The 26,219-nt window shown below is 68.9% G+C and carries 25 protein-coding genes and 2 riboswitches; of the genes, 14 read left to right on the top strand and 11 right to left on the bottom strand.

Translation table 11 applies throughout. From position 1 onward, the window contains the following. The first annotated feature begins 14 nt into the window (after positions 1-14). The 4 genes from ilvD to zapE all read left to right on the top strand — a co-directional run bounded on the left by ilvD (position 15) and on the right by zapE (position 5,710). Positions 15-1,853 (top strand): dihydroxy-acid dehydratase, encoded by a 1,839-nt coding sequence (gene ilvD / locus ACTWJ5_RS18750; protein ID WP_444436295.1) that lies wholly within the window; start codon positions 15-17, stop codon positions 1,851-1,853. Positions 1,854-1,901: 48 nt separating this feature from the next. Further along, a riboswitch (Fluoride riboswitch) is annotated at positions 1,902-1,967 on the top strand. Between the two features lie 205 nt (positions 1,968-2,172). Next, positions 2,173-3,255 (top strand): cyclopropane fatty acyl phospholipid synthase, encoded by a 1,083-nt coding sequence (gene cfa / locus ACTWJ5_RS18755; RefSeq protein WP_444439616.1) that lies wholly within the window; start codon positions 2,173-2,175, stop codon positions 3,253-3,255. Between the two features lie 40 nt (positions 3,256-3,295). After that, a complete protein-coding gene (gene eno, locus ACTWJ5_RS18760; RefSeq protein WP_444436296.1) occupies positions 3,296-4,579 on the top strand; it encodes a phosphopyruvate hydratase in 1,284 nt (427 codons plus the stop codon). 48 nt (positions 4,580-4,627) lie between these two features. Beyond that, a complete protein-coding gene (gene zapE / locus ACTWJ5_RS18765; protein ID WP_444436297.1) occupies positions 4,628-5,710 on the top strand; it encodes a cell division protein ZapE in 1,083 nt (360 codons plus the stop codon). Between the two features lie 564 nt (positions 5,711-6,274). On the opposite strand, the gene ACTWJ5_RS18770 is transcribed toward zapE, so the two are convergent. The 5 genes from ACTWJ5_RS18770 to ACTWJ5_RS18790 form a co-directional block, all read right to left on the bottom strand. Then, complete coding sequence (locus ACTWJ5_RS18770; RefSeq protein WP_074978385.1) at positions 6,275-6,901, bottom strand: histidine phosphatase family protein; 627 nt, start codon at positions 6,899-6,901, stop codon at positions 6,275-6,277. 20 nt (positions 6,902-6,921) lie between these two features. Further along, positions 6,922-7,392, bottom strand: a complete 471-nt coding sequence (locus ACTWJ5_RS18775; RefSeq protein WP_074978382.1) for an HAD family hydrolase — start codon at positions 7,390-7,392, stop codon at positions 6,922-6,924. A 21-nt stretch (positions 7,393-7,413) separates the two neighbouring features. Then, positions 7,414-7,833, bottom strand: coding sequence for a universal stress protein (locus tag ACTWJ5_RS18780; RefSeq protein WP_009622637.1), 420 nt, complete (start codon positions 7,831-7,833; stop codon positions 7,414-7,416). After that, a complete protein-coding gene (locus tag ACTWJ5_RS18785; RefSeq protein ID WP_074978379.1) occupies positions 7,830-9,074 on the bottom strand; it encodes a cation:proton antiporter in 1,245 nt (414 codons plus the stop codon). Before ACTWJ5_RS18785 ends, ACTWJ5_RS18780 begins: the two co-directional genes overlap by 4 nt. 136 nt (positions 9,075-9,210) lie before the next feature. Next, a riboswitch (Fluoride riboswitch) is annotated at positions 9,211-9,272 on the bottom strand. A 32-nt stretch (positions 9,273-9,304) separates the two neighbouring features. Beyond that, positions 9,305-9,721 carry a hypothetical protein gene (locus ACTWJ5_RS18790; protein WP_009622640.1) on the bottom strand — a complete coding sequence of 139 codons (417 nt, stop codon included), beginning with the start codon at positions 9,719-9,721 and terminating at the stop codon, positions 9,305-9,307. Between the two features lie 364 nt (positions 9,722-10,085). On the opposite strand from ACTWJ5_RS18790, the gene ACTWJ5_RS18795 reads away from it, so the two are divergent. Continuing rightward, positions 10,086-10,343, top strand: coding sequence for a hypothetical protein (locus ACTWJ5_RS18795; protein ID WP_009622642.1), 258 nt, complete (start codon positions 10,086-10,088; stop codon positions 10,341-10,343). Between the two features lie 51 nt (positions 10,344-10,394). On the opposite strand, the gene ACTWJ5_RS18800 is transcribed toward ACTWJ5_RS18795, so the two are convergent. Together ACTWJ5_RS18800 and ACTWJ5_RS18805 are read right to left on the bottom strand one after the other, a co-directional pair. Continuing rightward, positions 10,395-11,147, bottom strand: coding sequence for a CatB-related O-acetyltransferase (locus ACTWJ5_RS18800; RefSeq protein ID WP_116423256.1), 753 nt, complete (start codon positions 11,145-11,147; stop codon positions 10,395-10,397). Between the two features lie 419 nt (positions 11,148-11,566). Continuing rightward, positions 11,567-12,343 carry an NAD(P)H-dependent oxidoreductase gene (locus ACTWJ5_RS18805; RefSeq protein ID WP_249916893.1) on the bottom strand — a complete coding sequence of 259 codons (777 nt, stop codon included), beginning with the start codon at positions 12,341-12,343 and terminating at the stop codon, positions 11,567-11,569. Between the two features lie 84 nt (positions 12,344-12,427). On the opposite strand from ACTWJ5_RS18805, the gene ACTWJ5_RS18810 reads away from it, so the two are divergent. Beyond that, entirely contained in the window at positions 12,428-13,321 is an 894-nt protein-coding gene (locus tag ACTWJ5_RS18810; RefSeq protein ID WP_444436298.1) for a LysR family transcriptional regulator, read from the top strand. A gap of 80 nt (positions 13,322-13,401) precedes the next feature. Continuing rightward, complete coding sequence (locus ACTWJ5_RS18815; protein WP_043271798.1) at positions 13,402-13,665, top strand: hypothetical protein; 264 nt, start codon at positions 13,402-13,404, stop codon at positions 13,663-13,665. Here the strand turns inward: ACTWJ5_RS18815 and ACTWJ5_RS18820 are convergent. After that, a complete protein-coding gene (locus ACTWJ5_RS18820) occupies positions 13,662-14,765 on the bottom strand; it encodes a WD40/YVTN/BNR-like repeat-containing protein (protein WP_074978367.1) in 1,104 nt (367 codons plus the stop codon). The two genes, ACTWJ5_RS18815 and ACTWJ5_RS18820, sit on opposite strands and share 4 nt — an antisense overlap. A 17-nt stretch (positions 14,766-14,782) precedes the next feature. Next, positions 14,783-15,052, bottom strand: coding sequence for a MoaD/ThiS family protein (locus ACTWJ5_RS18825; RefSeq protein ID WP_043271800.1), 270 nt, complete (start codon positions 15,050-15,052; stop codon positions 14,783-14,785). A gap of 176 nt (positions 15,053-15,228) precedes the next feature. Here ACTWJ5_RS18825 and ACTWJ5_RS18830 point away from each other — a divergent pair, with 176 nt between their 5' ends. From ACTWJ5_RS18830 to ACTWJ5_RS18840, 3 genes are all read left to right on the top strand, one after another. Continuing rightward, positions 15,229-15,414 carry a hypothetical protein gene (locus ACTWJ5_RS18830; protein WP_444436299.1) on the top strand — a complete coding sequence of 62 codons (186 nt, stop codon included), beginning with the start codon at positions 15,229-15,231 and terminating at the stop codon, positions 15,412-15,414. Between the two features lie 149 nt (positions 15,415-15,563). Further along, positions 15,564-16,928 carry a glutamine synthetase family protein gene (locus ACTWJ5_RS18835; RefSeq protein WP_301503194.1) on the top strand — a complete coding sequence of 455 codons (1,365 nt, stop codon included), beginning with the start codon at positions 15,564-15,566 and terminating at the stop codon, positions 16,926-16,928. Between the two features lie 169 nt (positions 16,929-17,097). Further along, entirely contained in the window at positions 17,098-18,411 is a 1,314-nt protein-coding gene (locus ACTWJ5_RS18840; RefSeq protein ID WP_444436300.1) for an NAD(P)/FAD-dependent oxidoreductase, read from the top strand. 692 nt (positions 18,412-19,103) lie between these two features. Here the strand turns inward: ACTWJ5_RS18840 and ACTWJ5_RS18845 are convergent. Both ACTWJ5_RS18845 and ACTWJ5_RS18850 read right to left on the bottom strand, forming a co-directional pair. Beyond that, on the bottom strand, positions 19,104-20,009 hold the full coding sequence (locus ACTWJ5_RS18845) for a CobW family GTP-binding protein (RefSeq protein WP_444436301.1): 906 nt from the start codon (positions 20,007-20,009) through the stop codon (positions 19,104-19,106). Beyond that, entirely contained in the window at positions 20,006-21,751 is a 1,746-nt protein-coding gene (locus ACTWJ5_RS18850; RefSeq protein ID WP_444436302.1) for an amidohydrolase, read from the bottom strand. The genes ACTWJ5_RS18845 and ACTWJ5_RS18850 overlap by 4 nt, the downstream gene beginning before the upstream one ends. A gap of 103 nt (positions 21,752-21,854) precedes the next feature. Here ACTWJ5_RS18850 and ACTWJ5_RS18855 point away from each other — a divergent pair, with 103 nt between their 5' ends. The 4 genes from ACTWJ5_RS18855 to ACTWJ5_RS18870 all read left to right on the top strand — a co-directional run bounded on the left by ACTWJ5_RS18855 (position 21,855) and on the right by ACTWJ5_RS18870 (position 26,210). After that, on the top strand, positions 21,855-22,898 hold the full coding sequence (locus tag ACTWJ5_RS18855) for a helix-turn-helix transcriptional regulator (protein ID WP_253390549.1): 1,044 nt from the start codon (positions 21,855-21,857) through the stop codon (positions 22,896-22,898). Positions 22,899-22,902: 4 nt separating this feature from the next. Beyond that, positions 22,903-23,832 carry a LysR substrate-binding domain-containing protein gene (locus ACTWJ5_RS18860; protein WP_074978350.1) on the top strand — a complete coding sequence of 310 codons (930 nt, stop codon included), beginning with the start codon at positions 22,903-22,905 and terminating at the stop codon, positions 23,830-23,832. Between the two features lie 117 nt (positions 23,833-23,949). Continuing rightward, positions 23,950-25,035: an ABC transporter ATP-binding protein gene (locus ACTWJ5_RS18865; protein ID WP_253390550.1), complete on the top strand. Its 1,086-nt coding sequence runs from the start codon at positions 23,950-23,952 to the stop codon at positions 25,033-25,035. A gap of 59 nt (positions 25,036-25,094) precedes the next feature. Continuing rightward, positions 25,095-26,210: an ABC transporter substrate-binding protein gene (locus tag ACTWJ5_RS18870; protein WP_444436303.1), complete on the top strand. Its 1,116-nt coding sequence runs from the start codon at positions 25,095-25,097 to the stop codon at positions 26,208-26,210. Positions 26,211-26,219: the final 9 nt, after the last annotated feature.

A 26,219-nucleotide genomic window follows, 5' to 3' on the forward strand; every position in this document is an offset into this window, starting at 1 on the left:
CGATAGGAACACCCATGCCAGACTACCGCTCGAAAACCTCCACCCACGGCCGCAACATGGCCGGCGCCCGCGCCCTCTGGCGCGCCACCGGGATGAAGGACGAAGACTTCAAGAAGCCGATCATCGCCATCGCCAACTCCTTCACCCAGTTCGTGCCCGGCCACGTGCACCTGAAGGACCTGGGCCAGCTGGTCGCCCGCGAGATCGAGAAGCACGGCGGCGTGGCCAAGGAATTCAACACCATCGCCGTGGACGACGGCATCGCCATGGGCCACGACGGCATGCTCTATTCCCTACCGAGCCGCGAGATCATCGCCGACTCCGTGGAATACATGGTCAACGCCCATTGCGCCGACGCCATCGTCTGCATCTCCAACTGCGACAAGATCACCCCCGGCATGCTGATGGCCGCCCTGCGCCTGAACATCCCGGTGGTGTTCGTCTCCGGCGGCCCGATGGAAGCCGGCAAGACCAAGCTGGCCAGCCACGGCCTGGACCTGGTCGACGCCATGGTGGTCGCGGCGGACGATTCCTGCTCCGACGAGAAGGTCGCCGAATACGAACGCAGCGCCTGCCCCACCTGCGGCTCCTGCTCCGGCATGTTCACCGCCAACTCGATGAACTGCCTGGTGGAAGCCCTGGGCCTGGCCCTGCCGGGCAACGGCACCACCCTGGCCACCCATGCCGACCGCGAACAGTTGTTCCTGCGCGCCGGGCGCCTGGCCGTGGAGTTGTGCCAGCGCTATTACGGCGAAGGCGACGCCTCGGTCTTGCCGCGCAGCATCGCCAACGTACTCGCCTTCGAGAACGCCATGAGCCTGGACATCGCCATGGGCGGCTCGACCAACACCATCCTGCACCTGCTGGCCGCCGCCCAGGAGGGCGAGGTGCCGTTCGACCTGCGCGACATCGACCGCCTGTCGCGCAAGGTGCCGCAACTGTGCAAGGTGGCGCCGAACATCCAGAAGTACCACCTGGAAGACGTGCACCGCGCCGGCGGCATCTTCTCCATCCTCGGCGAGCTGGCCCGCGGCGGCCTGCTGCACACCGACGTGCCGACCGTGCACAGTCCGAGCATGGCCGACGCCATCGCCCAGTGGGACATCACCCAGACCCGCGACGAAGCCGTCCACACCTTCTTCAAGGCGGGCCCCGCCGGCATCCCCACACAGACCGCGTTCAGCCAGAACACCCGCTGGCCGAGCCTGGACGACGACCGCGCCGAAGGCTGCATCCGCAGCGTCGAGCACGCTTATTCGCAAGAAGGCGGCCTGGCCATGCTGTACGGCAACATCGCGCTGGATGGCTGCGTGGTGAAGACCGCCGGCGTCGACGAATCCCTCTACGTCTTCGAGGGCACGGCGAAAATCTTCGAAAGCCAGGACGCCGCGGTGAAAGGCATCCTCGCCGACCAAGTGAAGCCGGGCGACATCGTGATCATCCGCTACGAAGGCCCGAAAGGCGGCCCGGGCATGCAGGAAATGCTCTACCCCACCAGCTACCTGAAGTCCAAGGGCCTGGGCAAGCAATGCGCCCTGCTCACCGACGGCCGCTTCTCCGGCGGCACCTCGGGCCTGTCCATCGGCCACGCCTCGCCGGAAGCCGCCGCGGGCGGCGCCATCGGCCTGGTGCAGGACGGCGACAAGGTGCTGATCGACATCCCCAACCGCAGCATCAACCTGCTGGTCAGCGATGAAGAACTCACCGCCCGCCGCATCGAGCAGGACAAGAAGGGCTGGAAGCCGGCGCAGCCGCGTGCCCGTCGCGTCAGTACGGCGCTGAAGGCTTATGCGTTGCTGGCTACCAGTGCGGATAAGGGCGCCGTGCGCAACAAGGCGCTGCTGGAGGACTGACGCCCCGAAGGCCCCGGGTTTCTTGCAAGCCCGGGAGCCGGTGATAGAGTTTCCACAGGAGATGGCATTCTCCATTAACCGCTGACGCCGTCAGCTGATGATGCCTACCGAACTCGCGAAGGCGGGAGCGGTAGGCATTTTTCGTATCCGCCGCCCCACTTCGTTCAGGTCGTCCTTCCCGCCAGCCTCGCTTCGCCATAGGCACGAGCTGGCCTCAGCACCTGGAGGTAGCAAAGTGGGCACTCCCCTGCACGATGATGCGCCCTGGCCGTCGTCGCCAGCCGGCCCGGACCCGGAGCTGCAGCGGCTCGCCGCCGGCCTGCTGCACAAGGCCGGCATCCAGATCAACGGCCAGCGCCCCTGGGACATGCAGGTGCTGCGCCCGCGCGTATTCGAGCGCGCGCTGGGCCAGGGCAGCCTGGGCCTGGGCGAAAGCTACATGGACGGCGACTGGGACGCGCAGCACCTCGACGAATTCTTCCACCGCCTGCTGCGCGCCCGGCTCGACCGCGAAGTGCAGCCCTGGCGCCTGCTCGCCCACGCCCTGCGCTACCGCCTGCTCAACCTGCAGAACACCAGGCGCGCCTGGCAGGTGGGCCGGCGCCACTACGACCTGAGCAACGCGCTCTACCAGGCCATGCTCGACCCGCGCATGACCTACAGCTGCGGCTACTGGGAAACGGCCACCACCCTGGAGCAGGCCCAGGAAGCCAAGCTGGAAGTGATCTGCCGCAAGCTGCGGCTGGAGCCGGGCATGCGCCTGCTGGACATCGGCTGCGGCTGGGGCAGCCTGATGGCCTATGCCGCCCAGCACCATGGCGTGGAATGCGTGGGCGTGACCGTCTCCCAGGAGCAGGCGAACTGGGCCAGCGACCGCTACCGCGACCTGCCCGTGGAGTTCCGCCTGCAGGACTACCGCACCCTGACCGGCAAGTTCGACCGCATCGCCAGCGTCGGCATGTTCGAGCACGTCGGGCACAAGAACCACCGCGCATTCATGCAGGTGGCCCAGCGCTGCCTGGCCGACGACGGCCTGTTCCTGCTGCACAGCATCGGCAAGAACGAACGCCGCGCCCGGCCCGACCCATGGATCGACCGCTATATCTTCCCCAACGGCGACCTGCCCTCCATCGGCCAGGTCGGCGACGCCGCGGACGGCCTCTTCGTGGTCGAGGACCTGCACAACTTCGGCGCCTACTACGACCGCACGCTGATGGCCTGGCACGCCAACTTCGAAGCCGCCTGGCCGCGCTTCTCGGCGCTGGGCGAGCGCTTCCGGCGCATGTGGCGCTACTACCTGCTGTCCTGCGCCGGCGCCTTCCGCGCCCGCGACATCCAGCTCTGGCAATGGGTGCTGTCCAGGCGCGGCGTGGCCGGCGGCTACCTGCGCCCGCAGCTGTGAACACCCCGCGTAAGCATTCGAACGACTGAAGGAGAGCGGCATGGCCGTATTCATCAAGCAGATAGACGCCCGGGAAATCCTCGACTCAAGGGGCAACCCGACGGTGGAAGTGGACGTGACTCTGGAAGACGGTTCCCAGGGGCGCGCCTCGGTGCCTTCGGGCGCCTCCACCGGCAAGCACGAGGCGGTGGAACTGCGCGACTGCGACCCCGCGCGCTACGCGGGCAAGGGTGTGCTGCGCGCGGTGCACAACATCCGTAGCGAGATCGCCCCGTTGCTGCGCGGCCACGACGCCAGCGAGCAGACGGCGGTGGACCTGGCGATGCTGCAGTGCGACGGCACGCCGAACAAAGCGCGCCTGGGCAGCAACGCCATCCTCGGCGTCAGCCTGGCGGTGGCCCGCGCGGCGGCGGCCGCCAGCGGCATGCCGCTGTTCCGCTACCTCGGCGGCGAGCAGGCCACGCGCATGCCGGTGCCCATGTTCAACGTGCTCAACGGCGGCGTGCACGCCCACTGGCAAGGCACCGACTTCCAGGAATTCATGATCGTCCCCTCCGGCGCCGGCAGCTTCCGCGAGGCGCTGCGCTGGGGCGCGGAAATCTACCGGCACCTGCGCACCCTGCTGGAGGCCAGGGGTTTCTCCACCTCGGTGGGCGACGAAGGCGGCTTCGCCCCGCCGCTGAAATACAACGCCGAGGCTCTGGACCTGCTGATGAAAGCCATCGAGGCCGCCGGCTACCGCCCCGGCGAGCAGGTCCAGCTGGCCATCGACCCGGCGCCCAGCGCCCTCTACGAGAACGGCTTCTACCGCCTGCACAGCGAAGGCCGCCTGCTGGACGCCGACGAGATGATCGGGCTGTACGCCGACTGGGTGCAGCGCTACCCCATAGTGGTGCTGGAAGACGGCCTGGCGGAAGACGACTGGGAGGGCTGGAAGCGCCTGACCGCGGCGCTCGGCCAGCGCATCGAACTGGTCGGCGACGACCTCTTCGTGACCAGCGCCGAACGCATCCGCCGCGGCATCCTCGAACACACCGCCAACGCCGTGCTGATCAAGCCCAATCAGATCGGCACCCTCAGCGAAACCCGCACCACCGTGCTGCTGGCCCACAACAACGGCTGGGGCGCGATGGTCTCGCACCGCAGCGGCGAGACCGTCGACAGCTTCATCGCCGACCTCACCGTGGCCTTCGGCACCGGCCACCTGAAGGCCGGCGCGCCCTGCCGCGGCGAGCGGGTGGAGAAGTACAACCAGTTGCTGCGCATCGAGGAAATGCTCGGTGGCACCGCCCACTATGCCGGGCGCAAGGCCTTCGTCCACTGAACGGCCGGGGCGCCTCGCGCCCCCGCGCCACTCGCGCAGAGGTGAAGCATGAGCGCCGCCGACCGTCTGGCCGCCCCGGAATCGATCGCCGAACGCATCCTCCGGCATTTCCGGGTGGCCCTGGAGGAGCGCGGCTACCGCGCCGACCCTCAGCAGCAATACGCCATCGAGCACCTGGCCAACTGGCTGGAAGGCTTCCTCCAGGGCCGCCATGGCTGGTTCCGCAAGCCGACCGCCGGTGTCTACCTGTGGGGCGACGTGGGCCGCGGCAAGAGCTTCGTGATGGACGCCTTCTTCGCCGCGGCCCCTCTGCAAGCCAAGCGCCGCGTGCACTTCCACGCCTTCCTGGATGAAGTGCAGGCGCGCCTGCAGGCCTTCGCCGGCCAACCCGACCCGCTGGCGAAGACCGCCCGGCGCATCGCCGAGGAAACCCGCCTGCTGTGCTTCGACGAATTCCACGTGCACGACATCGGCGACGCCATGCTGCTGGGGCCGACGCTGCAACAGCTGGTGGACCAGGGCGTCGGCCTGGTGTGCACCTCCAACTACCCGCCGTCCGGGCTGTGCGCGGACCCGCTGTACGGCGAGCGCTTCCGCCCGGTGGTCGAGCTGATCGAACAGCGCTTCGAGGTCCTGGCGCTGGACAAGGGCGAGGACTACCGGCGCCGGCTGACGCCACTGGACGCCTGGGGCAGCTACCTGTGGCCCGCTACGGCCGACGCCCCCGCGCCGCTGCGCGAGCGCTTCGGGCTGGGCCCGCAGGCCTGCTTCGACGAAGTGCTGCAGGTCAACCACCACCCGCTGCGCGTGCGCGCCCATGACGACGACCACGCCTGGCTCGACTTCGACGAACTGTTCGAACGCCCGCACTCGGCGGCCGACTACCTATGGCTGATCGAACGCTTCCCGTACCTGGCGGTGAGCGGCCTGGAATCGCTGCAGAACTACCCCGACGACGTCGCCAGGCGCTTCCTGAACTTCATCGACATCGCCTACGACAGGCGCCTGAAACTGCAGCTCTACGCCACGGTGCCGCTGGAGGGCCTGGCCAGTGGTGATACCACCCTGGATTTCGAGCGCACTCTCAGTCGCTTGCGGCAGATGACGGAGGTGCGGCTGGTGGCGGTTTGAGCCTTCGTTGCGGGAAATGGTGCATTGGGTTGGCTCCGCCCCCTCACCCCAGCCCTCTCCCGGAGGGAGAGGGGGCCGTTTGGAGCGAGCGGAGACTTCGTGCTCCGCCGTTGGCTGTGCCACCGGGGTGTCCGGCGTGGCCGACGAATCCAATCGCGGACGGAGTCCGCTCCTACGCCCGAGGTTCCCTGGAGCCGCCGAGGTGCTCTTCGTAGGAGCGAGCTTGCTCGCGAACGGTGCTCACCGGTGGCTGCGGTGTTTTGGCTGGACGCCTTTCCCTCTCCCTAACCCTCTCCCTGAAGGGAGAGGGGACCGTTGGGCAGGGTCTGATGTTCTGGAGTCAGCCGGCTGGCACCGTGCTTTCTGGTTGAAACCATACCTTCTCTCGGCACGGTCTAGCCCCCTCTCCCTTCAGGGAGAGGGTTGGGGAGAGGGGCTCTTAAACCCGGCACCTACGCCACCGGCGAGCACCGTTCGCGAGCAAGCTCGCTCCTACGAAAAGCCATGTTTCCTGGAACCGTAGGAGCGGACTCCGTCCGCGATCATCCGTCGTTGAAAACAGCCTCACCCCTCAGCCGTCACCCCAGCCAGGTGATAGGTCTCATTGATCCGATACAACGTAAACACGTCATCCTCGACGGCGATCTCGTTAAGGCAGCAAGGCTCCTGCTTCAACCGCCAATACCGCGCCAACGGCAACCCCAGCGCCTGCAGCAGCAGAACCCGATTGATACTGTCATGCCCCACCAACACCAATGTCTGCCCACCGTGACGCCGCAACACCTCACGCAATACACGGGTACCCCGGGCCAGCACATCAGCCAGGCTCTCGCCATCGGGGATGGCCGCCAGGTCCGGCGCCTCCAGCCAGGTGCGGTGTTCTTCCGGCCAGCGTGCGCGGACTTCGTCGTGAGTCAAGCCCTGCCACTGGCCATAGTCGGTGTCCGCCAGGCCTTCCAGCGCCTGGGCCGGGGCGCCGGTGGCCTGGGCGATGGCGGCACCGGTGTCGATGCAGCGCGACAGCGGGCTGGTGTAGATCGCCACCGGCTGCCAGCTTTCGGCTATGCGCCGGGCCACCGCCTCGGCCTGGCGCCGGCCCAGGGCCGACAGCGGCAGTTCGGCGCGGCCGCGGAAGCGTTCCGGGGCGATCCAGTCCACGTGGCCGTGGCGGGTCAGAATGATCCTGGTCATCTTCCTGCTCCTTCGAAGGTTCAGCAGCGCAGGCTGGCGATGATGCGCTGCGGGTGGGTCAGCATATCCAGGGCCGAGAGGATGTCCAGCGCCACCAGGTCCGCCGAGCCGATGGCCACCGAGGACGCGCCCTCCGGGCCGATCACCGCGATGCCCAGGGCCGACTGCTGCAGCATGTAGCGGTCGTTGCTGCCGTTGCCGATGGCCACCACGCCGTGCAGGCCCAGGGTGCGCAGGTAGTCCTCCTTGGAAATGGCCTGGTCCTTCTCCGACAGCACCAGCAGGTTGACGTCCAGCGCCGCCAGCTCCGCCTCGGCGCTGCCGAAGGTGTCGCCGGTGACCACGTGCAGCGCCAGCTTGCGGCCCAGCGCCTGCAGGCGCTCGGCCACCCCGTCGATCAGCCGGCCATCCACCGCCAGGGTGCCGTTGTAGTCACAGATCATGTGTTTCAACTGCAAGCTCCCCAGCCCGGGAATGTCGATCTGCAGCATGTCGCTTCCTCCCCTGGCCGCTCAGCCGCGGATGACCGTGACCGCGCAGGGCGCATGGTCGATCACCTGGCGCGCCACCGAGCCCAGCAGCCAGCGCTCGAAGCCCGAGTGGCCGCGGTGGCCGATGACGATGTGGTCGATGTGGTGCTCCTCGGCGTAGCGCACGATCTGCTCGGCCGGGCGGCCCACCGAGACGTGGGTGGTCGGCCGTTCCTCGACCGGCAGGCGGCTGTAGCCCAGCAGCTTGAAGGCATGGTGGAAATGCGCGCGGGAGCGCTCGATCACCGCCTCGGTCTCCACCTCGTCGCCGAACTCCGGCGGCTGCGCCACCGAGAGGATGTGCAGGCCGGCGCCGAAGCGCTCGGCCAGCTCGTTGGCGAAGTTCAGGGCCAGCTCCGCCGCGGTGGAGGCGTCGTAGGCCACCAGGATGCGCTTGATCATGCTTCACCTCCTCTGCGCCGCGTCTGCGGGCGCAAGTCGTCGTGGCGCGCGGGCTCCGCCGGCGGGGCGGCGCCCTCCTCCTGCGGGTCGCCCTTGGGCAGCAGGTGCCGGGGCAGGAAGAAGGCGTTGGCGATCAGCGTCGGCACCACGGCGCTGCCGATCACCGCGGCCACCAGCGCCGAATACTGGCCCTGGTCGATCAGCCCGTGGGCCAGGCCGAACAGCGCCGAGATGGTGCCGAAGGTCAGCCCGGTGGACATCAGCAGCGTGGTGTAGGCCCCCTCCCGGCGCGGCGAGCCGTAGACCAGGCAGGTGGGGTACACGCCCACCAGCTTGGTGAGCATCTTCACCAGCAACAGCAGCACGAAGGCCGCGGGCGCGGCGGCCAGGGCCGGCAGCGACACCAGCGAACCGGCGCGGATGAAGTAGAACGGCGTCAGCAGGCCGAAGGTCAGGGTGCGCAGGCGGCGGATCAGCGCGTGGTCCTTGCCCACGGTGCCGGCCAGCACCATGCCGATCAGGTAGGCCGGCAGCACCGCCTCGCTGCCGGCCCAGGTCGCCGCCGCGCCCAGGCCGAACAGGCAGAGCATGAGGAACTTGGCCTCCAGCTCCGAAGGGCGGCCGCCGAAGCGGCGGAAGAAGCGCGGGGTGAGCCACGGCAGCAGCAGCGCGGCCAGGACCAGGGCCCCGGCGAAACCGGCGGTCTTCAGGGTGAAGGGGGCGAAGATCAGCCCCAGGGCGATCACCGTGGCCAGGTCGTTGACGAAGCAGGCGGCCAGCACGATCTTGCCGTACTCGCTGGTGTTCAGCCCCAGCTCCAGCATCACCGCGTAGACCACCGCCACCGAGGTGGTGGACATGGCGATGCCGGCCAGCCAGCTGGCCTGCGCGCTCCAGCCCAGGCCCCAGTACGCCAGCGCCGCGCAGCCGAGGAAGGGCACCACGAAGCCCACCAGGCCGATGACCGTGGCCTGCTTCCAGTGCGCGCGGAACACCTTCGGGTCCAGCTCGGCGCCGGCCAGGAAGGTCAGCAGGATGGCCCCGGCGCCGGAGAGGAACTTGATCCAGCTGGCGTCGCCCTGCAGCACCGCCATGCCCAGCAGCGCGCCGATGATCAGCTGGGCGATGGTCCCCACGACGATTTCCGACAATGCCGTGGCGATGCGCAGGAAGATCGACACCAGCGTCGCCAGCAGCGCCAGCCCCAGCCACAGGGCGGCCTGGGCCCAGATCTCAGTCATGGCGGCGGCTCCGCTGAAGCCGGGGGACGGCGCGGTGCGAAAGAGGAAAAGCGGCGGAACGGGATGGGTTGGGCATGTTCGCTATCCACGGGCAGACCATGGACAGCAGAACAATGCCTACGCCGCCCATGAAGGGTTATGCGTAGGCATCATCAGCCGGGGGGCGGTTAGAGGAGGAATGCCATCTCCTGCCTAACGACATTAGCAAAGCCTTGGGAAAATGCACGCCCCTAGTGGCTGCCGCCGAGCAGGTCGAAGGAGTCGAGCAGGCGCCAGGCGATTTCCGGGGTGCGTTCCAGGCCCCGGCGGATGGCCGCGGGGATGGCCTGGCGAGTCTTGCGGCACAGGCCGGGCTGCGCGGCGATGCGGATGTCCAGGCCGCGCATGCTGCGCACCTCGTTGAAGCCGGGAGCAATGCTCAGGCGCAGGCCGAGCTGTTCGTACATGCGCTGCTGCATGTGCTGCAGGTCGGCCAGGTCCTTGAGCTGTTCCAGGCGCTGCACCAGGCGCTGTTCTTCCTGGCGGGTGAGCAGGAGGATGCGGATGTCGCCATGGGGCTCGGCCAGCAGCGCCTCGCGCCCGCAATCGCAGGCGCCCGGTGGGCAGGGTTGGCGGAGGGGGAGCTGGCCGTTCATGGCGTCGAGCATAGCGATTCGGCCGGTTCCGCGCCGCTACCCTTCGTGAAAATTCCCACGCTGAAATCGCCTTGAGGTCCTACGAGGGCGCTGGATAGATTCCGCCCTGCCGCAACCTTGTTGTGGTCGGGGGTAGGATCCCGTTGGTACGAGGAGTGGTGCGTTATGTCGCGAGTACAAGTGATCCATCGCCGTCTGTATTCGCGTTCCGTGGCGGACCGTGCGGGGAGGCTTCGGCCTGCCGTTTTCCTCATACCCGGTGATCCTACCCCCGTACGGTCCGCCTCCCTTTTTGGGGAGGCGGCTCTTGGTCCCACTCAGGAGCAATGGAACATGCACTCTCCGCACTTCGCCCTCCACACCTCGGAGGCGCGCCATGTCTGACCTGCAACCCGTCACCACCCTCTCGCAACCCCACGACGACGTGCTGTTCGTCGACGCCAGCGCCCCCGCCGAGCATCTGTACGAGGCCGCCGAGCGTCGCCTGATAGCCCTGGAAGACCTGCTCTGCCTGCTGGCGGACTGCCCCGACGAAATGCCGCTGGTACAAGGCCAGGCCCGCCTGGTCTCGGCCCTGCTGCCGATGGCGGCGGAAGCGCGGCAACTCTACCGACTGGCCCAGAGCCGGAGCTGAGCGCCCCTGGGCGCTTGCGTGCGGGGCGGCGCAACAGTGCCGCCCCGCGCTTCACGAGCTGGCCGGCCCCTCGGACAGCAGGCGGCAGCCCTGGCGGCGGATTTCGATGTTCGGATAGATCGGCGGCCGCGCCTCGCCGCTGGCCCGCAAGGCCTCCACACGCTCCAACGCCTCTTCGATGCGCTGCAACGGCAACGCGGCGATCTGCGCCGGCGCCAGGTCCCACCAGCGGCTGGCCTGCAGGCGCTCGCAGATGTCCGGCGGGAAGCGGTAGCGCACCACCTTAGCCGGCGAGCCAGCGACTATGGCGTAGGGCGGCACGTCGCGCGTCACCACCGACATGGCGGCCACCACGGCGCCGTCGTGGATCTTCACCCCGCTCATCACCACTGCGCCCTCGCCGATGAAGGCGTCGTTGCCGATCCAGGTGTCGGCGTCGGTGTCCTCGTAGCGCTGGCGCGGCGTGTCGTAGCGGTCGAACACGCCCGGCTCGTACTGCACCGAGCTGGTGCTCAGCCAGTCCATCGGGTGCGCCCGGGCGGCCAGGCCGATGCGGCAGTGCTGGCCGGTGGAGCTGAAGCGGCCGATGTGCGAAATGCGGTGGAAACTGGTGGTGCGGATGGTGGAAAAAGCGCCGATGTGCATCTCGTCCCGGTAGATCTTGAACTCCGCCTCGCCGATGCTGCCCGGCGCCTCGACCAACAGGCGCTTGCCGCGCCCCAGGCGGCTGACGCCGCTGCGGAATTCGATGTCGTAGCCTTCCAGCCAGTGCTTCCAGTGACTGTTGCGCCAACGCTTCAACATGGGGTCCGTGATCCTTTGTATGTTTTCCGATACGGACCTCTGACAGGTGGGATGCGTGCAAGGTTCGGTTGAAGTGAATTGCGGGGGTGTGAGTTGCTTTTCGTAGGAGCGAGCTTGCTCGCGAACAGAGTTCACCGGGAATGCAAGTGCTGGATTTGAGAGCGCCCTCTCCCTAACCCTCTCCCTGAAGGGAGAGGGGACCGTTGGGCATGGGCTGTAATCTCGATGCTCGCCGGCAGCTCCAGCGTGGCCGGCGTGCACCTTGAGTTTCAGCAGGCACGGACTGCCCCCTCTCCCTTCAGGGAGAGGGCTGGGGAGAGGGGACCGTGGTCAAGCCCACGCAGAGAAGTGGCCGGTTCACGCCGTTCGCGAGCAAGCTCGCTCCTACGAAAAGCGGTACATCGACCCCGCCAAAGCTCTCACCCCAGATGCGCAGCAAAGCCAGTCAACTGCGGCGCAATATCCTCGCGCAAGGTCAGCGAAGGTATCTCGTAGTCCCCAGCATTCTGCCGGCGAAACGGAATGGGCGCGGCGCTGAACAGGCTATCCAGGCGCTCGCCATAAGCCTGCTCGATCGCGGCGTAGCGAGCCTCATCCATCCGCCCAGTGCGATACACCAGGAACGCCGGCAGCACCTCGAAGCCCGGGTAGTAGAGAACGCCATGATGGATGGGGAACAGCAGGTCATCGATCGGCCCGTTGATGCCGCGGGCGCTGTAGTGCGATTCCCAGCCGCCGGTGGTGACCACCAGCATGGCGCGCTTGCCGGCCAGGCTGCCCTCGCCGTAGCGGTCGCCCCAGCGCGCGTCGGAGTGCTCGCCCACGCCGTAGGCGAAACCATAGGCGTACACGCGCTCGACCCAGCCCTTGAGGATGGCCGGCATGGAGAACCACCACAGCGGGAACTGCAGGATCAGCGCATCGGCCCAACGCAGCTTGTCCTGCTCGGCGGCGATGTCGGCGCTCTGCCGGCCGCTGGCGTAGGCGCGGCGGGAGTCCTCGGAGGGGTCGAAGCGCTCGGCTGCGGCGCCGTCGAGGCTGTCGGCTGCATCCAGCGGGGCCTTCCAGCCCATGGCGTACAGGTCCGAGACCTGCACCTGGTGGCCGGCAGCCTGCAGGCGGGCCACGGCGAAGTCCTTGAGCGAACCGTTGAGCGAGCGGGGTTCGGGGTGGGCGTAGACGATGAGGATGTTCATGACGGCCTCCAGTGGGTGGATGGCCGCAGCATGGCGTTGCGCAAGGTATAGTGGAAATGAATATCCATTACACCAGGTATAGTCATGACCAATCTGCGCACCCTGGACCTGAACCTGCTGGTGACCCTCGACGTGCTGCTGGCCGAGCACAACGTAACCCGCGCCGCCGAGCGCCTGCACTTTTCCCAACCCTCGGTGAGCGTGCAGCTGGCCAAGCTGCGCGAGCTGTTCGACGACCCGCTGCTGCTGCCCGGCCCCCGCGGCATGCGCCCCACCACCCGCGCCGAGGCGCTGCGCGAGCCCCTGCGCCAGGCCCTGGCGGCGCTGCAGCGGGCGGTGGCGCCGAGCGAACCGTTCGACCCGCGCAGCGCACGCAACACCTGGCGCCTGGTGGCTTCCGACTACAGCGAGGCCACCGTGGTGCTGCCGGCCCTGCCCGGCCTGCGCGAGGCGGCGCCGGGCACGCGCCTGGCGCTGTTGCCGCTGCAGCCGGCGCTGATCGTCCGGCAGCTGGAACAGGGCGACGCCGACCTGGTGTTCCACATCACCGAGGACGCCCCCGAAGGGCTGCGCCGGCGCCCGCTGTTCCAGGAACGCTACGTGCTGGTCGGCCGCGCCGGCCACCCGCGGCTCAAGCGCCGGCCGAGCCTGGCGCAGTTTTGCCAGCTGGAGCAGGTGATCGTTTCGCCGGACGGCGGCGGCTTCCACGGCCCCACCGACAAGGCCCTGGCCGGGCTGGGCCGCGAGCGCCGGGTGGTGCTGTCGGTGCCGCACTTCCAGTTCGTCGCCCCGGTGCTGGCCAGCACCGATCTGGTGGCCATGCTGCCGCAGCGCCTGGTGCGCCCGGACAGCGGCCTGCGCATGGTGGAGGCGCCGCTGGAGGTGCCGGGCTACGAGATGTCGATGCTCTGGCACGAGCGCACGCACCGCGACCCGGCGCACCAGTGGCTGCGGGAGTTCATCGCCGCGGCGATGTGACGGCCTACCGCTCGGCCGGCCGCCGCCGCCGACGCCGCCAGCGGCGTAGGCTGGTGCGAGAACACGAGGAGGACACGAGCATGCGGCACCACAGCCACCCGGATTTCCACCTGCACGAGGCGCGCCGCGCCATGCTGTTGCGCTGGGCGCAGATGGCGCAATGGTTCGGCCTGGTGATGATCCTGCTGACCATCGGCTTGGCGGCCCTGGGCGACAGCCTGGAAGACCCCACCGGCACCAGCATCATCACCCTGTGCGGCGCCTTGGGCCTGGCGGCGCTGATCCCGGCGCGGATGATCCTGGCGCATTACCAGAAGCAGGACGAGCGCGACGGGCAGCCCTAGCCGAAGCGCACGCAGTAGATCGGCGGCAGGTGCGCGGACAGGCATTCCCAGCGCTCGCCGCCGTCCTCCGACAACCACAGGCCGCCGGTGGTCGAGCCCATGGCCAGGCGCTCGCCGTCGTCGTCCACGGCCAGGCCGTGGCGGTACACCAGGTCGTAGCACGGGCCCTGGGGCAGGCCGTGGTCCAGGGCCTGGAAGCTCTGGCCGCCATCCTCCGTGCGGTTGACCAAGAATCGCCCGGCCACCGGGATGCGGCAGATGTCCTTCGTCGCCGGGACGAACCAGGCGGTGTCCGGCCGCGTGGGGTGCACGGCCACGGCGAAGCCGAAGCTGGACGGTTGCGCCGGCACGTCGCGCCAGTTGGCGCCGCCATCGCTGGAAACGAAGATGCCGTTGTGGTGCTGCACCCACAGCCGGTCCGGCCGCGCCGGGCAGTGCACCAGGCGATGCGGGTCCTGGATGGCGCCCTCCTCGCGCAGGTCCGGCGGCATGTAGTCGGCGTACATGCCGGCGGTGGTGTTGCGCCAGCTGGCGCCTTCGTCGTGGCTCTGCCAGACGCCGCCGCAGGACACCCCGACGGTGAGGTGGCGGCTGTCGCGCGGGTCGACGCTGACGGAATGGATGCCCGGCCAGTCGTAGCCGCCGCCGAACCAGCGGGCGCGTTCGGGGCGGTCCCACAGCGGGCGGTTGAGCGTCCAGCTGTCGCCATGGTCGTCGCTGCGGAACAGGCCGCCGGGGATGGTCCCGGCCCAGAGGGTGCCGGCCTGGTCGGTGCCGCCGGTCTCCAGGCACCAGATCAGCTGCAGGCTCCAGGGCGCCTGCGGGGCCTCGCCTTCGGCCGGCGTGGGCAGCGGGTCCGGCTGCGGCGGGTAGACCGGCACCGCGCATTCCTGCCAGTCGCCGCCGCAGGGCTTGCGCCACAGCTTGCAGCCGAAGTGGCCGAGGTCCAGGGCGGCGTAGAGGGTGTCGTCGCGGGGGTCGGCCAGCAGCATGTTCACCGGCTCGCCGAGGAAGTCCTGGCCCGCCTCGTGCCAGGTGCCGCGATCCTGCAGGAAGCTGAACAGGCCCTTGCGCGTGGCCACCAGCAATCGGTCTTCCATCTGCCCTCCTCCGGGTTTCAGCCGCCGGACAGCGCCTGCACCACGTACACCTCGCTGTCGTCCGCCACCACGTCGCCCAGGCCCTGGCGGTCGCGCAGGCGCAGGCCGTCGATGAACACGGTGACGTGCCGGCGCAGGCCGCCCTGGTCGTCCAGCAGGTAGCCGCGCAGGCGCGGATGCCGGGCGAACACGCCCTCCAGCAGGCCGCCGAGGGTGGCGCCGGGCAGGTCCTGCTCGGGCACTTCGACGTGGCGCTGGATGGACGGGGCGAAGACGATATGGGCCATGGGCTGCGCGGCGTGACGGGTTTCGCTCAGTTTAGGCGGCAGGGCCGGCGCCGGTGGCGCGGATCGACCGGGCGGCAATCAGTTTCGATTTCGCTCAACTGAGTTCCACTAGATTCACATTTAAAGCACCCATCGCCTGTGCGAGTCTCCGGGCATCGTCCCCCACGCAGCCACCCATGCACCTTCTGCAACAGCACTTCGCCGCCACCAGCGCCTCCGCCTCCCAGGCAGAGCCCCTGCGCCTGCCGCGCGAACGCTGCCGCTGGCTGCGCCTGCAACCCCTCTCGCTGCCGCTGGAGCTGGCCTTCTGGGCGCTCTGGCACTGCCGCCACGCGCGTCCACCGGATAGCGCCGCACGCTGACGGGCGCCCCGCCCACCCCTTTGCTGGAACTACGCTGAACGCAGGCGCCCGACGCTGCGCGAGCTGGCGTAGCCATTGCATCGCCTGCCCCGCCGCAGCCCGGCCGCGCAGGCCATCAGCGCGCCCATTGGCGCTATGCGAGAACAACGATGAAATTCGCCCCCGTGCAAGAGGCCCAGGCCTTCCTGGCCGCCAATCCCGACATCGAGATGGTCGAGCTGTTCATCCTCGACGCCAACGGCGTGCCCCGCGGCAAGCTGCTGCACCGCGAGGAACTGCTGGCGGTCTACGAGTCCGGCCGGCCCTTGCCGAGCACCATTCTCGGCCTGACCCTGCACGGCGACGACGTGGAGGATTCCGGGCTGGTGTGGGAGGTCGGCGACATCGACTGCCGCGCCTACCCACTGGCCGGCAGCCTGGTGCGCCTGCCCTGGCGGCAGATTCCCAGCGCCGCCGTGCAGGTCAGCATGCACCCGGTCGAAGGCAAGCCGGCTGACATCGCCGACCCACGCCACGTGCTGGTCAAGGTGATCGACGAGTTGAAGGCCGCCGGCTACCACCCGGTGATGGCCTGCGAGCTGGAGTTCTACCTGCTGGACGCCAAGCGCGACGCCAACGGCCGCCCGCAACCGGCGCTGGACGCCGACGGCGGCCGGCCGCGCTCCACCCAGGTCTACGGCCTGCGCGAGCTGGAGCAGATCGAGCCCTTCCTCGCCGACCTCTATGCCGCCTGCAAGGCCCAGGGCATCCCGGCGCGCACCGCCATCTCCGAATACGCCCCGGGCCAGGTGGAGATCACCCTGGAGCACGGCGACGCCCTCACCGCCATGGACCAGGCCGTGCGCTACAAGCGCCTGGTCAAGGGCGTGGCGCACAAGCACGGGATGCAGGCCTGCTTCATGGCCAAGCCGTTCGACGACCTGGCCGGCACCGGCATGCACATGCACGTGTCGCTGGCCGATGCCGCCGGGGCGAACCTGTTCGCCAGCGCAGAACCGGCCGGCACGCCCCTGCTGCGCCAGGCGGTGGGCGGCATGCTCGCCAGCCTGCTCGACTCGCTGCTGCTGTTCTGCCCCAACGCCAACTCCTATCGGCGCTTCCAGGCCAACAGCTACGCGCCGCTGGCGCCGACCTGGGGCTGCGACAACCGCACCGTCAGCCTGCGCGTGCCGGGCGGGCCGGCGCACACCCGGCACATCGAGCACCGCATCTGCGGGGCCGATGCCAATCCTTACCTGGCGGCGGCTGCGATCCTCGCCGGCATCCATCGCGGCATCCGCAAAGACATCGACCCGGGCGCGCCCGTCGAGGGCAACGGCTACGCCCAGGCCAGGGAACTGCTGCCCACCGACTGGCTCACCTCGCTGCGCGCGCTGGAGCGGTCGAGCTGGGCGCGGGATGCGCTGGGGCGGGAGTTCCTGGGCGTGTACCTGAAGGTGAAGCAGGCGGAGTACCGGCAGTTCATGGGTGAGGTGGGGGAGCAGGATTGGCGGTGGTATCTGCATCAGGCTTGAGGCTTAAGAGCCCCTCTCCCGCAAGCGGGAGAGGGGGCAGTCCGGCGTAGCGCTGAACAACGGCGCAACTGGCTGACAACGAATTCAAACCCTCGCTCCGAACAGTCCCCTCGCCCTTCAGGGAGAGGGCTAGGGAGAGGGAAACCAGACAACAGGAAAAACACAAAAAATGAACGCCGCACTGAAACCCGCCAAAGCCGCCCCCGAGCGCGCCCCTTCCTATTATTCCGCCAGCCTCAACACGGAAACCGACTACCCCACCCTGCAAGGCGAAGTGAACGTCGACATCGCCATCATCGGCGGCGGCTTCACCGGCGTGACCACCGCCGTGGAGCTGGCCGAGCGCGGCTACAAGGTGGCCATCGTCGAGACCAACAAGGTCGGCTGGGGCGCCAGCGGGCGCAACGGCGGCCAGGTCACCGGCAGCCTGTCCGGCGATTCGGCCATGCGCAAGCAGATGCAGCAGTGGCTGGGCAACGACGTCGACGACTTCATCTGGCACCTGCGCTGGCGCGGCCACGAGATCATCAAGAGCCGCGTGGCGAAATACGGCATCGCCTGCGACCTCAAGTTCGGCCACCTGCACGCGGCCATGAAGCCGTCGCACATGGCCGAGCTGGAAGCCTCCTACGAAGAAGCCGTGCGCCGCGGCATGGGCGCCGAGGTCAGCCTGCTCGACGCCGCCGGCGTGCGCCAGCACCTGGAAAGCGACCTGTACTGCGGCGCCATCAAGAATATGCGCAACATGCACCTGCACCCGCTCAACCTGTGCATCGGCGAGGCGAAAGCGCTGGAGAGCCTGGGCGGGCTGATCTTCGAGCACTCCGAGGTGCTGGACATCGTCCACGGCCCGCGCCCGGCGGTGGTCACCACGCGGGGGCGGATCAACGCCGCCCAGGTGCTGCTGGCCGGCGACGTCTACCACAAGCTGGAACGCAAGCAGCTCAAGAGCATGATCTTCCCGGCCATGGGCGGCATCGTCACCACCAAGCCGCTGGGCGAGCTGGCCAAGCGCATCAACCCGCAGGACCTGGCCGTCTACGACTGCCGCTTCGTGCTCGACTACTACCGCCTGACCGCCGACGGCCGCCTGCTGTTCGGCGGCGGCGCCAACTACTCCGGGCGCGACTCGCGGGACATCGCCGGCGAACTGCGCCCGTGCATCGAACGCACCTTCCCGGCGCTCAAGGGCGTGGAGATCGAATTCCAGTGGAGCTGCGCCATGGGCATCGTGATGAATCGCATCCCGCAGCTGGGCAAGCTCTCGGACAACGTCTGGTACTGCCAGGGCTACTCCGGCCACGGCGTGGCCACCACCCACATCATGGGCGAGATCATGGCCACGGCCATGAGCGGCGACCTGGAGCAATTCGACACCTTCGCCCAGTGCAAGCACGTGAAAGTGCCCCTGGGCGACGTGTTCGGCAACCCGATGCTGGCGGCGGGGATGTGGTACTACCAGCTGCTGGAGAAATTCCGCTGAGCTTCGTGGCTCATGGAGCGGACCTTGTCCGCGATGGCCGGGCATATCGGCGCGCTTCGCGGATGGGATCCGCTCCTACGCTGCCCCACCCACGCCATTTCCATGTAGGAGCGCGCCCTGCGCGCGATATCGCGGGCAGGGCCCGCTCCTACAGGTTGCCGGGGAACACGGCTCGCTCCTACGAAGAGCCCTGCTTCAGGCGGCCAGTTGCGCTGATGGGTATCGCTTCGCTCAACACCATCCTGCGAAGAGCCGTGCTTCCTGGAAACGTAAGCGGACCTTGTCCGCGATGGCCGGACATATCGGCGCGATTCGCGGATGGGATCCGCTCCTACGCCGCCCCACCCACGCCATTCCCATGTAGGAGCGCGCCCTGCGCGCGATATCGCGGGCAGGGCCCGCTCCTACAGGTTGCCGGGGAACACGGCTTTTCGTAGGAGCGAGCCCTGCTTCAGGCGGCCAGTTGCGCTGATGGGTATCGCTTCGCTCAACACCATCCTGCGAAGAGCCGTGCTTCCTGGAAACGTAAGCGGACCTTGTCCGCGATAGCCCAAGGTCCCGGCGCGATTCGCGGGTGGGATCCGCTCCTACGCTGCCCCACCCATGCCATTCCCCTGTAGGAGCGCGCCCTGCGCGCGATATCGCGGGCAGGGCCCGCTCCTACAGGTTGCCGGGGAACACGGCTTCTCGCGTCAGGCGGCCAGGCACTGTTCCAGGCTGGCCTCCAGACGCTCGCGCAGCCCGGCATCGGCGCTGGCGATGAATACCAGGCAGTTGTCGCCCTCCTGCGCCTGCGCCGCCAGGAACTGGCTGCGGCCGCCGACGTATTGCAGCCACAGCGGCTGTTCGCGGCCGCTGACCTGCACCCGGCCCTTGAGGCGGAACAGGCCTTCCGGCAACTGGTCGAGCCAGGCGCGCAGGCGCCGGGGGTCGAACTGGCCGGCGTGGCGCCAGGTCCAGCTGTCGAACAGCCGGCTGTGATCGACACCCAGCGGCGCCAGGCGCAGCGCGCGCTCCGGGCGTTCGCCGTAGAGCAGCTCATCGGGTATTTCCGCCTGCACCGTCTGCAGCATCCGCCGCGGCTCGCCGAAGCGCTGGCGCAGGGCCTGCAGTTGCTCCGGCGTCGCTATGTCGGCCTTGTTCAGCAGCAGCAGGTCGGCCGCGGCCGCCTGGCGCCTTTCCAGTTGCGCGTACTCGCCTTCCAGCGGCTGGCTGCGGGCGGCGTCCACCAGGGTGATGAGCGCGTCCAGGTGCATGTGCCTGCGCAGCTGCGGGTAGCCCAGGGCCTGGATGATCGGCTGCGGGTCGGCCACGCCGCTGCATTCGATGACGATGCGCTCCACCGCCGGCTGCATCGCGGCCAGGCGGCCGAGCTGGGCCAGCAGGTCGTCCTGCATGGTGCAGCACAGGCAGCCGTTCTGCAGGGCGTACACCGCGTCGCTCTGCTCGGCGATCATCTCGGCGTCCACGTTCAGCTCGCCGAAGTCGTTGACGATCAGCGCCAGGCGCTGCCCGGCGCACTGCTGCACCAGGCGGCGCAGCAGGGTGGTCTTGCCGGCGCCGAGGAAGCCGGCGACCACGGTCACCGGGATGCTCATCGGTCGGCCCTCATGATCTGCGGTACTTCGCCCTGCCACACCGCCTGCAGCGGGCCGCTGAACACGCCCTGGCGGTCGTAGACCGGGCGGCCCTCGACGAAGGTCTGCTCGACCTGGGTACGGTGGATGTAGCCGCGCGGCGGCTGGGCGAAGAGGTCGCGGTCCAGCACGATGAAGTCCGCCGACTTGCCGGCCTCGATGCTGCCGGTCAGGTGCTCCAGGCCCATGGCGTGGGCGCCGTTCAGGGTCACCACCTGCAGCGCCTGCTCCAGGCCGATGGGCTCGCCGAAGCAGGCCGGGTCGTCGTTCCAGGGGTTCTGCCGGGTGATCATGGTTTCCAGGGCCAGCCAGGGGTCGATGGAGGCCACCGGCCAGTCGGTGCCCATCACCGCGATGCCGCCGGCGGCGAGCACGCCCTTGTAGTCGTAGATGCGCTTCAGGCGCTCGGCGCCGTAGCCGGAGCGCGCGCCGCTGGCGAAGGGCGTGGGGTACCAGGCCGCCGGGGAGAATTCGGCTATCACCTCCAGCTCGCGGAAGCGCCTGAGGTTGCCCGGGTGCAGGATGGTGCTGTGCGCGCACTGGTGGCGGATGCCGCTGAAACCGTTGCGCCGGCGCGCCTCGGCCACCGCGTCGAGGAACACGTCGGAGGCGCCGTCGCCGGTGCAGTGGGCGATCACGCGGATGCCGCGGCGGTCCATGTCCACCACCATGTCGGTGATGTGCTCGGGGGTCAGGTTGAGCTTGCCGCGCCAGCTGTCCTCGCCCGGCCAGGGGCTGATGAGGAACGACGAGCGCGGCTCCACGGTGCCGTCGAAGTGGAACTTCACGGCGTTGGCCGACAGCCGCGCGCTGCGGTAGTAGTGGCGCTCGCCGCTGAGCAGTTCCCAGCGCCGGCGCACCGGGAAGATGTCGTCCTGCCAGCTGATGGCCGCTTCCACGCGCAGGGTCAGCTGGCCGGCGTCGTCCAGTTCCTTGAGCGCCTGCAGGCGGCGTTCGCAGACGTGCACGTACTTGCTGGCGGTGACGCCGCGGGCGCTCTGGAAGTGCACGCCGTCGCGGTAGGCGCGGCGCAGCACCTCGATGGGGGTGGGCGGCATGGCGGCGTGGATCAGCGCGTAGGCGCCGTCGATCAGCAGGCCGTTGGGCTCGCCGGTCAGTTCGTCGCGCTCCAGGTAGCCGTTGCGCGGGTCGGGCGTGGCGGCGTCGATGCCGGCCAGTTCGAGGGCGCGGGAGTTGACCATCATGGTCCCCCACATGCGGTCGAGCAGCGCTACCGGGCGGTCCGGCATGACGCTGTCGAGCCACTCGCGGCCCGGCTTCAGCCCGGCCTCGCGGAAGGTGTAGCGCACCCAGTACTGGCCGTAGACCCAGCTCTCGCCCGGGTGGCTGTCGGCGTAGGCGCGGATGGCCGCGGCCAGTTGCTCGGGGCTCGGGTCCTCGATGCCCACGTCCAGGTCGTCGGCGTAGCGCGGGGCCAGGGCCAGGTCCGGGTGGGTGTGCATGTCGTGCAGGCCGGGCATGCAGAAGGCGCCGCCGAGGTCGTGCTGGCGGGTCTGCGGGCCGACCAGATGCGCCAGATCCTCGGCGCGGCCGACGGCGAGGAAGCGGCCATCGCGGATGGCCACGGCCTCGGCCCAGGGCTGCGCCGGGTCGAGGGTGTAGAAGCGGCCGTTGCGCAGCAGCAGGTCGGCGTGGCGGTTGGCAGGCGAATGGGACGAACGGAATGTATCGGGCGCCGTCATGTCGGTGCTCCCCTTGTTGTTTTGCGCCGAGTATAGGGAGCTGCCAGAAGCCTTTGACTAGCATAAGATGACAACTCGCTAGCCACAGATAACAAGCACGAACATGCCCGACCAACAGTCCGACATCGACTACGCCGCGCGCCAGCTGTACCAGCGCTTCCTCGAGGAATGGCAGGCCCGGCCCCGGCTGCCGCCGCTCGCGCCGCTGCTCGCCGGGCTCGGCGTGCCCGCCGCCGAGGCCGCCGCCAACATGACCTTCGCCCGCTACTACCGCCTGCTGCGCCAGGCCGCCGGGCTGCTCGGCGCCAGCGACTTCTTCCTGCGCCTGGGCCAGCGCTACAACCTGTTCGACCTGGGGGTGATCGGCTACGCGCTGATCAGCGCGGCCAACCTGCGGCGCTCCTGGGACATCTCCCTGGGCCAGCCCTCCAGCCTGCTGCCGCACCCCATCCACGTCACCCGCGAGGAACACGGCGAGCACCTGGTGCTGGCCCTGCAGGCGCCGCCCTATAGCCCCATGGAAACCCAGGCGCTGCTGGAAGAATGGTTCAGCAGCACCTGGCGCTGGCTGTGCCAGCGCCTGCCGGAGTTGGCCGAATGCGCCGGCATGCAGGTGCGCCTGCCGTTCGCCGCGCCGCCCCATGCCGCGCTCTACGCCGAGCTGTTCCCCGGCCGCAGCGAGTTCGCCGCCAGCCGCGCCGAGCTGCGCATCCCGCGGGAATTCCACGACCGCCCCTTCTCCACCTCCAACCCCTCGGTGCTGCGCCTGTGCCAGGCCCAGGGCGCGGCCACCCTGGCCAGCTTCGAGAGCGGCGAGGCGCTGCCCGACGACCTGCGCTTCTACCTGCTGCAGAACGCCCGGGTGCCGCTGCCGGACCTGGAGCAGGCCGCCGCGCACTTCCGCCTGCCGCCGCACACCCTGCAGCGGCGCCTGCGCGCCCACGGGCTGACCTTCAAGGGCGTGGTCTACGAGGTGCGCATGGCCCTGGCCGAGCGCTACCTGCTGGCCAGCCGCATGAGCCTGCAGGAGATCGCCTTCCTGCTCGGCTACGAACACGTCACCAGCTTCCACCGCGCCTTCCTGCGCCACGCCGGGACCACCCCGGAAGGCTTCCGCCAGCGGCGCGCCCGCCCCCACCAGGAGTGAGCCCATGCGCTTCCCTTCGATGACCGCCCTGCGCGTGCTCGACGCCGTCGCCCGCCTGGGCAGCCTGTCCGCCGCCGCCAGCGAGCTGAGCCTTACCCGCAGCGCCGTGAGCCACCAGTTGCGTAGCCTGGAGGAATGCCTGGGCACCGCGCTGATCGAGAAATCCGGGCGCGGCATCGTGCTGACCTACCGCGGCGAGTACTTCGCCCGCGAAACCCAGCGCGCCCTGGGCATCCTCAACGAGGCGCGGCGCTTCACCGACGCCCAGGAGATCGCCGGGCGCCTGTGCGTGAGCTGCACCCCGGGCTTCGCCACCTACTGGCTGTGCCACCAGATCGGCAAGTTCCAGCGCGCCCACCCGCAGGTCGAACTGAACCTGGTGGCGCCGCGGATTCCCGACGACGTCAGCAACCGCGACGTCGACCTGTTCATCGCCTACGGCGTGGGCGACTGGCCGGACCTGCACGTGGAACTGATCGCCACCCTGGACACCTTCCCGGTGTGCAGCCCCTCGCTGCTCAACGCCGCCGGCGGGCTGGACTCGCCGGAGGACCTGGCCAACCTGCCGCTGCTGCACATGGTCGACCACTCCGACTGGCTGCTGTGGGCGGCCGCCGCCGGGGTACGCGACCTCAACGTGCGCAACGGCATCGTCTTCTCCGACGCGCACCTGGTGCAGTCCGCGGCCATCGCCGGGCAAGGCGTGGCCATGGGCGACGCCCTGGTCAGCGGCGACGCCATGGCCAAGGGGCAGTTGGTGCGGCTGTTCAACGTCTCCATCGAGCCGCCCAACCGCTACTACTTCGTCACCGACGCGGCCAAGAGCGAACGCCCCGACGTGCAGGCCTTCAAGGCCTGGATGAAGGCCGAGCTGCGGCTGTCCGAGCAGTTCCGCAAGGGCAGCCGCGGCGGGGTGATTGGTGAAGGAATTTGAACAATGACGGCGAAAAAACGCGATTGAAGCGCAGGAGGATTTGACAATACTGCGCAAAAGGACGGCTGACCGCTGGGTCGCCGCGCCACAGAACAAGAATAAGACGAGGTGAATGCAGTGGAGCGACAGCCCCAACTTCGTGCCATCGACATCGGCAAGCGCTACGGCGATTTCCGCGCCCTGAGCGATGTGTCCATCGATATCCAGCAGGGCGAGTTCCTCACCCTCCTCGGCCCCTCAGGCTCCGGCAAGACCACCTTCCTGATGATCCTTGCCGGCTTCCAGGACCCGTCCAGCGGGCGCCTCGAAGCCCTCGGCCAGGACATCACCCGGCGCCCGGCGGAGAAGCGCAACTTCGGCATGGTGTTCCAGGGCTACGCGCTGTTCCCGCACATGAGCATCGACGACAACGTCGCCTTCCCGCTGAAGATCCGCGGCGTGAAAGCCGAGGAACGCAACCGCCGGGTGCGCCACATGCTCGAAGTGGTAGGCCTGGGCGAGCACCGCGGCAAGCGCCCCGGCGAGCTGTCCGGCGGCCAGCAGCAGCGCGTGGCCATCGCCCGCGCGCTGGTCTTCGAGCCGGACCTGCTGCTGCTCGACGAACCCCTCTCGGCGCTGGACAAGAACCTGCGCGAGCAACTGCAGCAGGAACTGCAGCGCATCCACCGCCAGGTCGGCACCACCTTCGTGTTCGTCACCCACGACCAGAACGAGGCGCTGGCGCTGTCCACCCGCATCGCCATCTTCAACCGCGGCCAGGTGGCGCAGATCGACACCCCGCAGGCCATCTACAACCAGCCCGCCAACCGCTTCGTCGCCGAGTTCCTCGGCAAGATGAACCTGTTCCCGCTGAGCCAGGTGGGCCGCGCCGGCGCCCTCGCCTGCGGGCGTTTCGGCGACGCCCAGCTGCACGCCGAACCCTCCGCCGCCCTGGAGGCCGCCGCGCCGCTGCTGGCGGTGCGCCCCGAGCACATGCAGTTGCACAGCGCGCCGCCGCAGGTGGAAGGCCACAACGTGGTGCAGGCGGTGCTGACCGCCAAGACCTACCAGGGCGCCAGCACCGAGCTGGGCCTGGCCACCGCCGCCGAGGGCGCGCTGCCCATGAGCCTGGCGGTGCACGCCGAGCACCAGGCCGCGCGCCTGGACCAGGGCGCCCGCGTGTGGCTGAGCTGGCCGATCGAGAAGAGCCTGCTGCTCGCCTGATTCCCGGGGCGCCCGCGCGCCCTCCCCCTTTTCGCCATCCCCGCCTGGGAGCTGCATTCATGTTCAACCCGCATCAGCAAGACTGCATCGAAGTCCTCATGGAAAAGGCCCGCCGCGGGCAGATCGACCGCCGCACCTTCCTCAAGGGCATGGGCCTGCTGGCCGCCCTGCCCCTGGCCCTGCGCAGCGGCGTCAGCTTCGCCGCCGGCGACAAGCCGCTGGTGGTGGTGAACTGGGGCGGCGACGCCATCAAGGCATTCGGCAAGGCCTGGACCGAGGGCTTTTCCAAGAGCACCGGCATCCCGGTGAAGATCGACGGCAGCGGCCCCACCGAGGGCGCCATCCGCACCCAGATGAGCAGCGGCCGGGTGAGCTGGGACGTGGTCGACGCGGAAAGCTCCATCCTGCAGAACCTGGGCAAGGAAAACCTGGTGGAGCCGATCGACTACGGCATCGTCTCCAAGGACAAGGTGCTGCCGGGCTTCGCCTACGAATACGGCATCGCCGACTACATGCTCAGCTACGTGATCGCCTACGACAGCGAGCGCTTCGGCGACAAGGCGCCGGAGACCTGGAAGGACTTCTGGGACGTGCAGGCCTTCCCCGGCAAGCGCACCCTGTACAAGTGGATGAACGGCATGCTGGAGGCCGCGCTGCTGGCCGATGGCGTGCCGGCGGACCAGCTCTACCCGCTGGACGTGCCGCGCGCGCTGAAGAAGATCGACGAGCTCAAGCCGCACATCCTGGCCTTCTGGGGCTCGGGCGCCGAGACCCAGCAACTGCTGATCGAGGGCGAGGTGAGCATGGGCGCCATCTGGAACACCCGCGCCCAGGTCATCACCGAGGACAGCGAGGGCCGCATCAAGTGGACCTTCGACAACGCCCTGCTGGGCTGCAGCAACTGGGGCGTGCTCAAGGGCAACCCGGCGGGCAAGGACGCGGCCATGCGCTTCATCGCCTACGCCCAGGACCCGCAGTCCCAGGTGGAACTGTTCAAGATGTTCGGCAACGGCCCGGCCAACCCGGCCGCCGCCGCGCTCATCCCGGCCGACCGCAAGCACCTGAACTGCACCGACCCGGACAACCTGCCCAGGCAGATCATGCTCAGCCACGAGTGGTACACCGACCACTACGCGGTGGCCCTGGAGCAATACCTGACCCACGTTTCCAAGTGAGGTGAGCCC

This window comes from Pseudomonas sp. A6 (assembly GCF_052367875.1).
GTDB lineage: Bacteria > Pseudomonadota > Gammaproteobacteria > Pseudomonadales > Pseudomonadaceae > Pseudomonas > Pseudomonas citronellolis.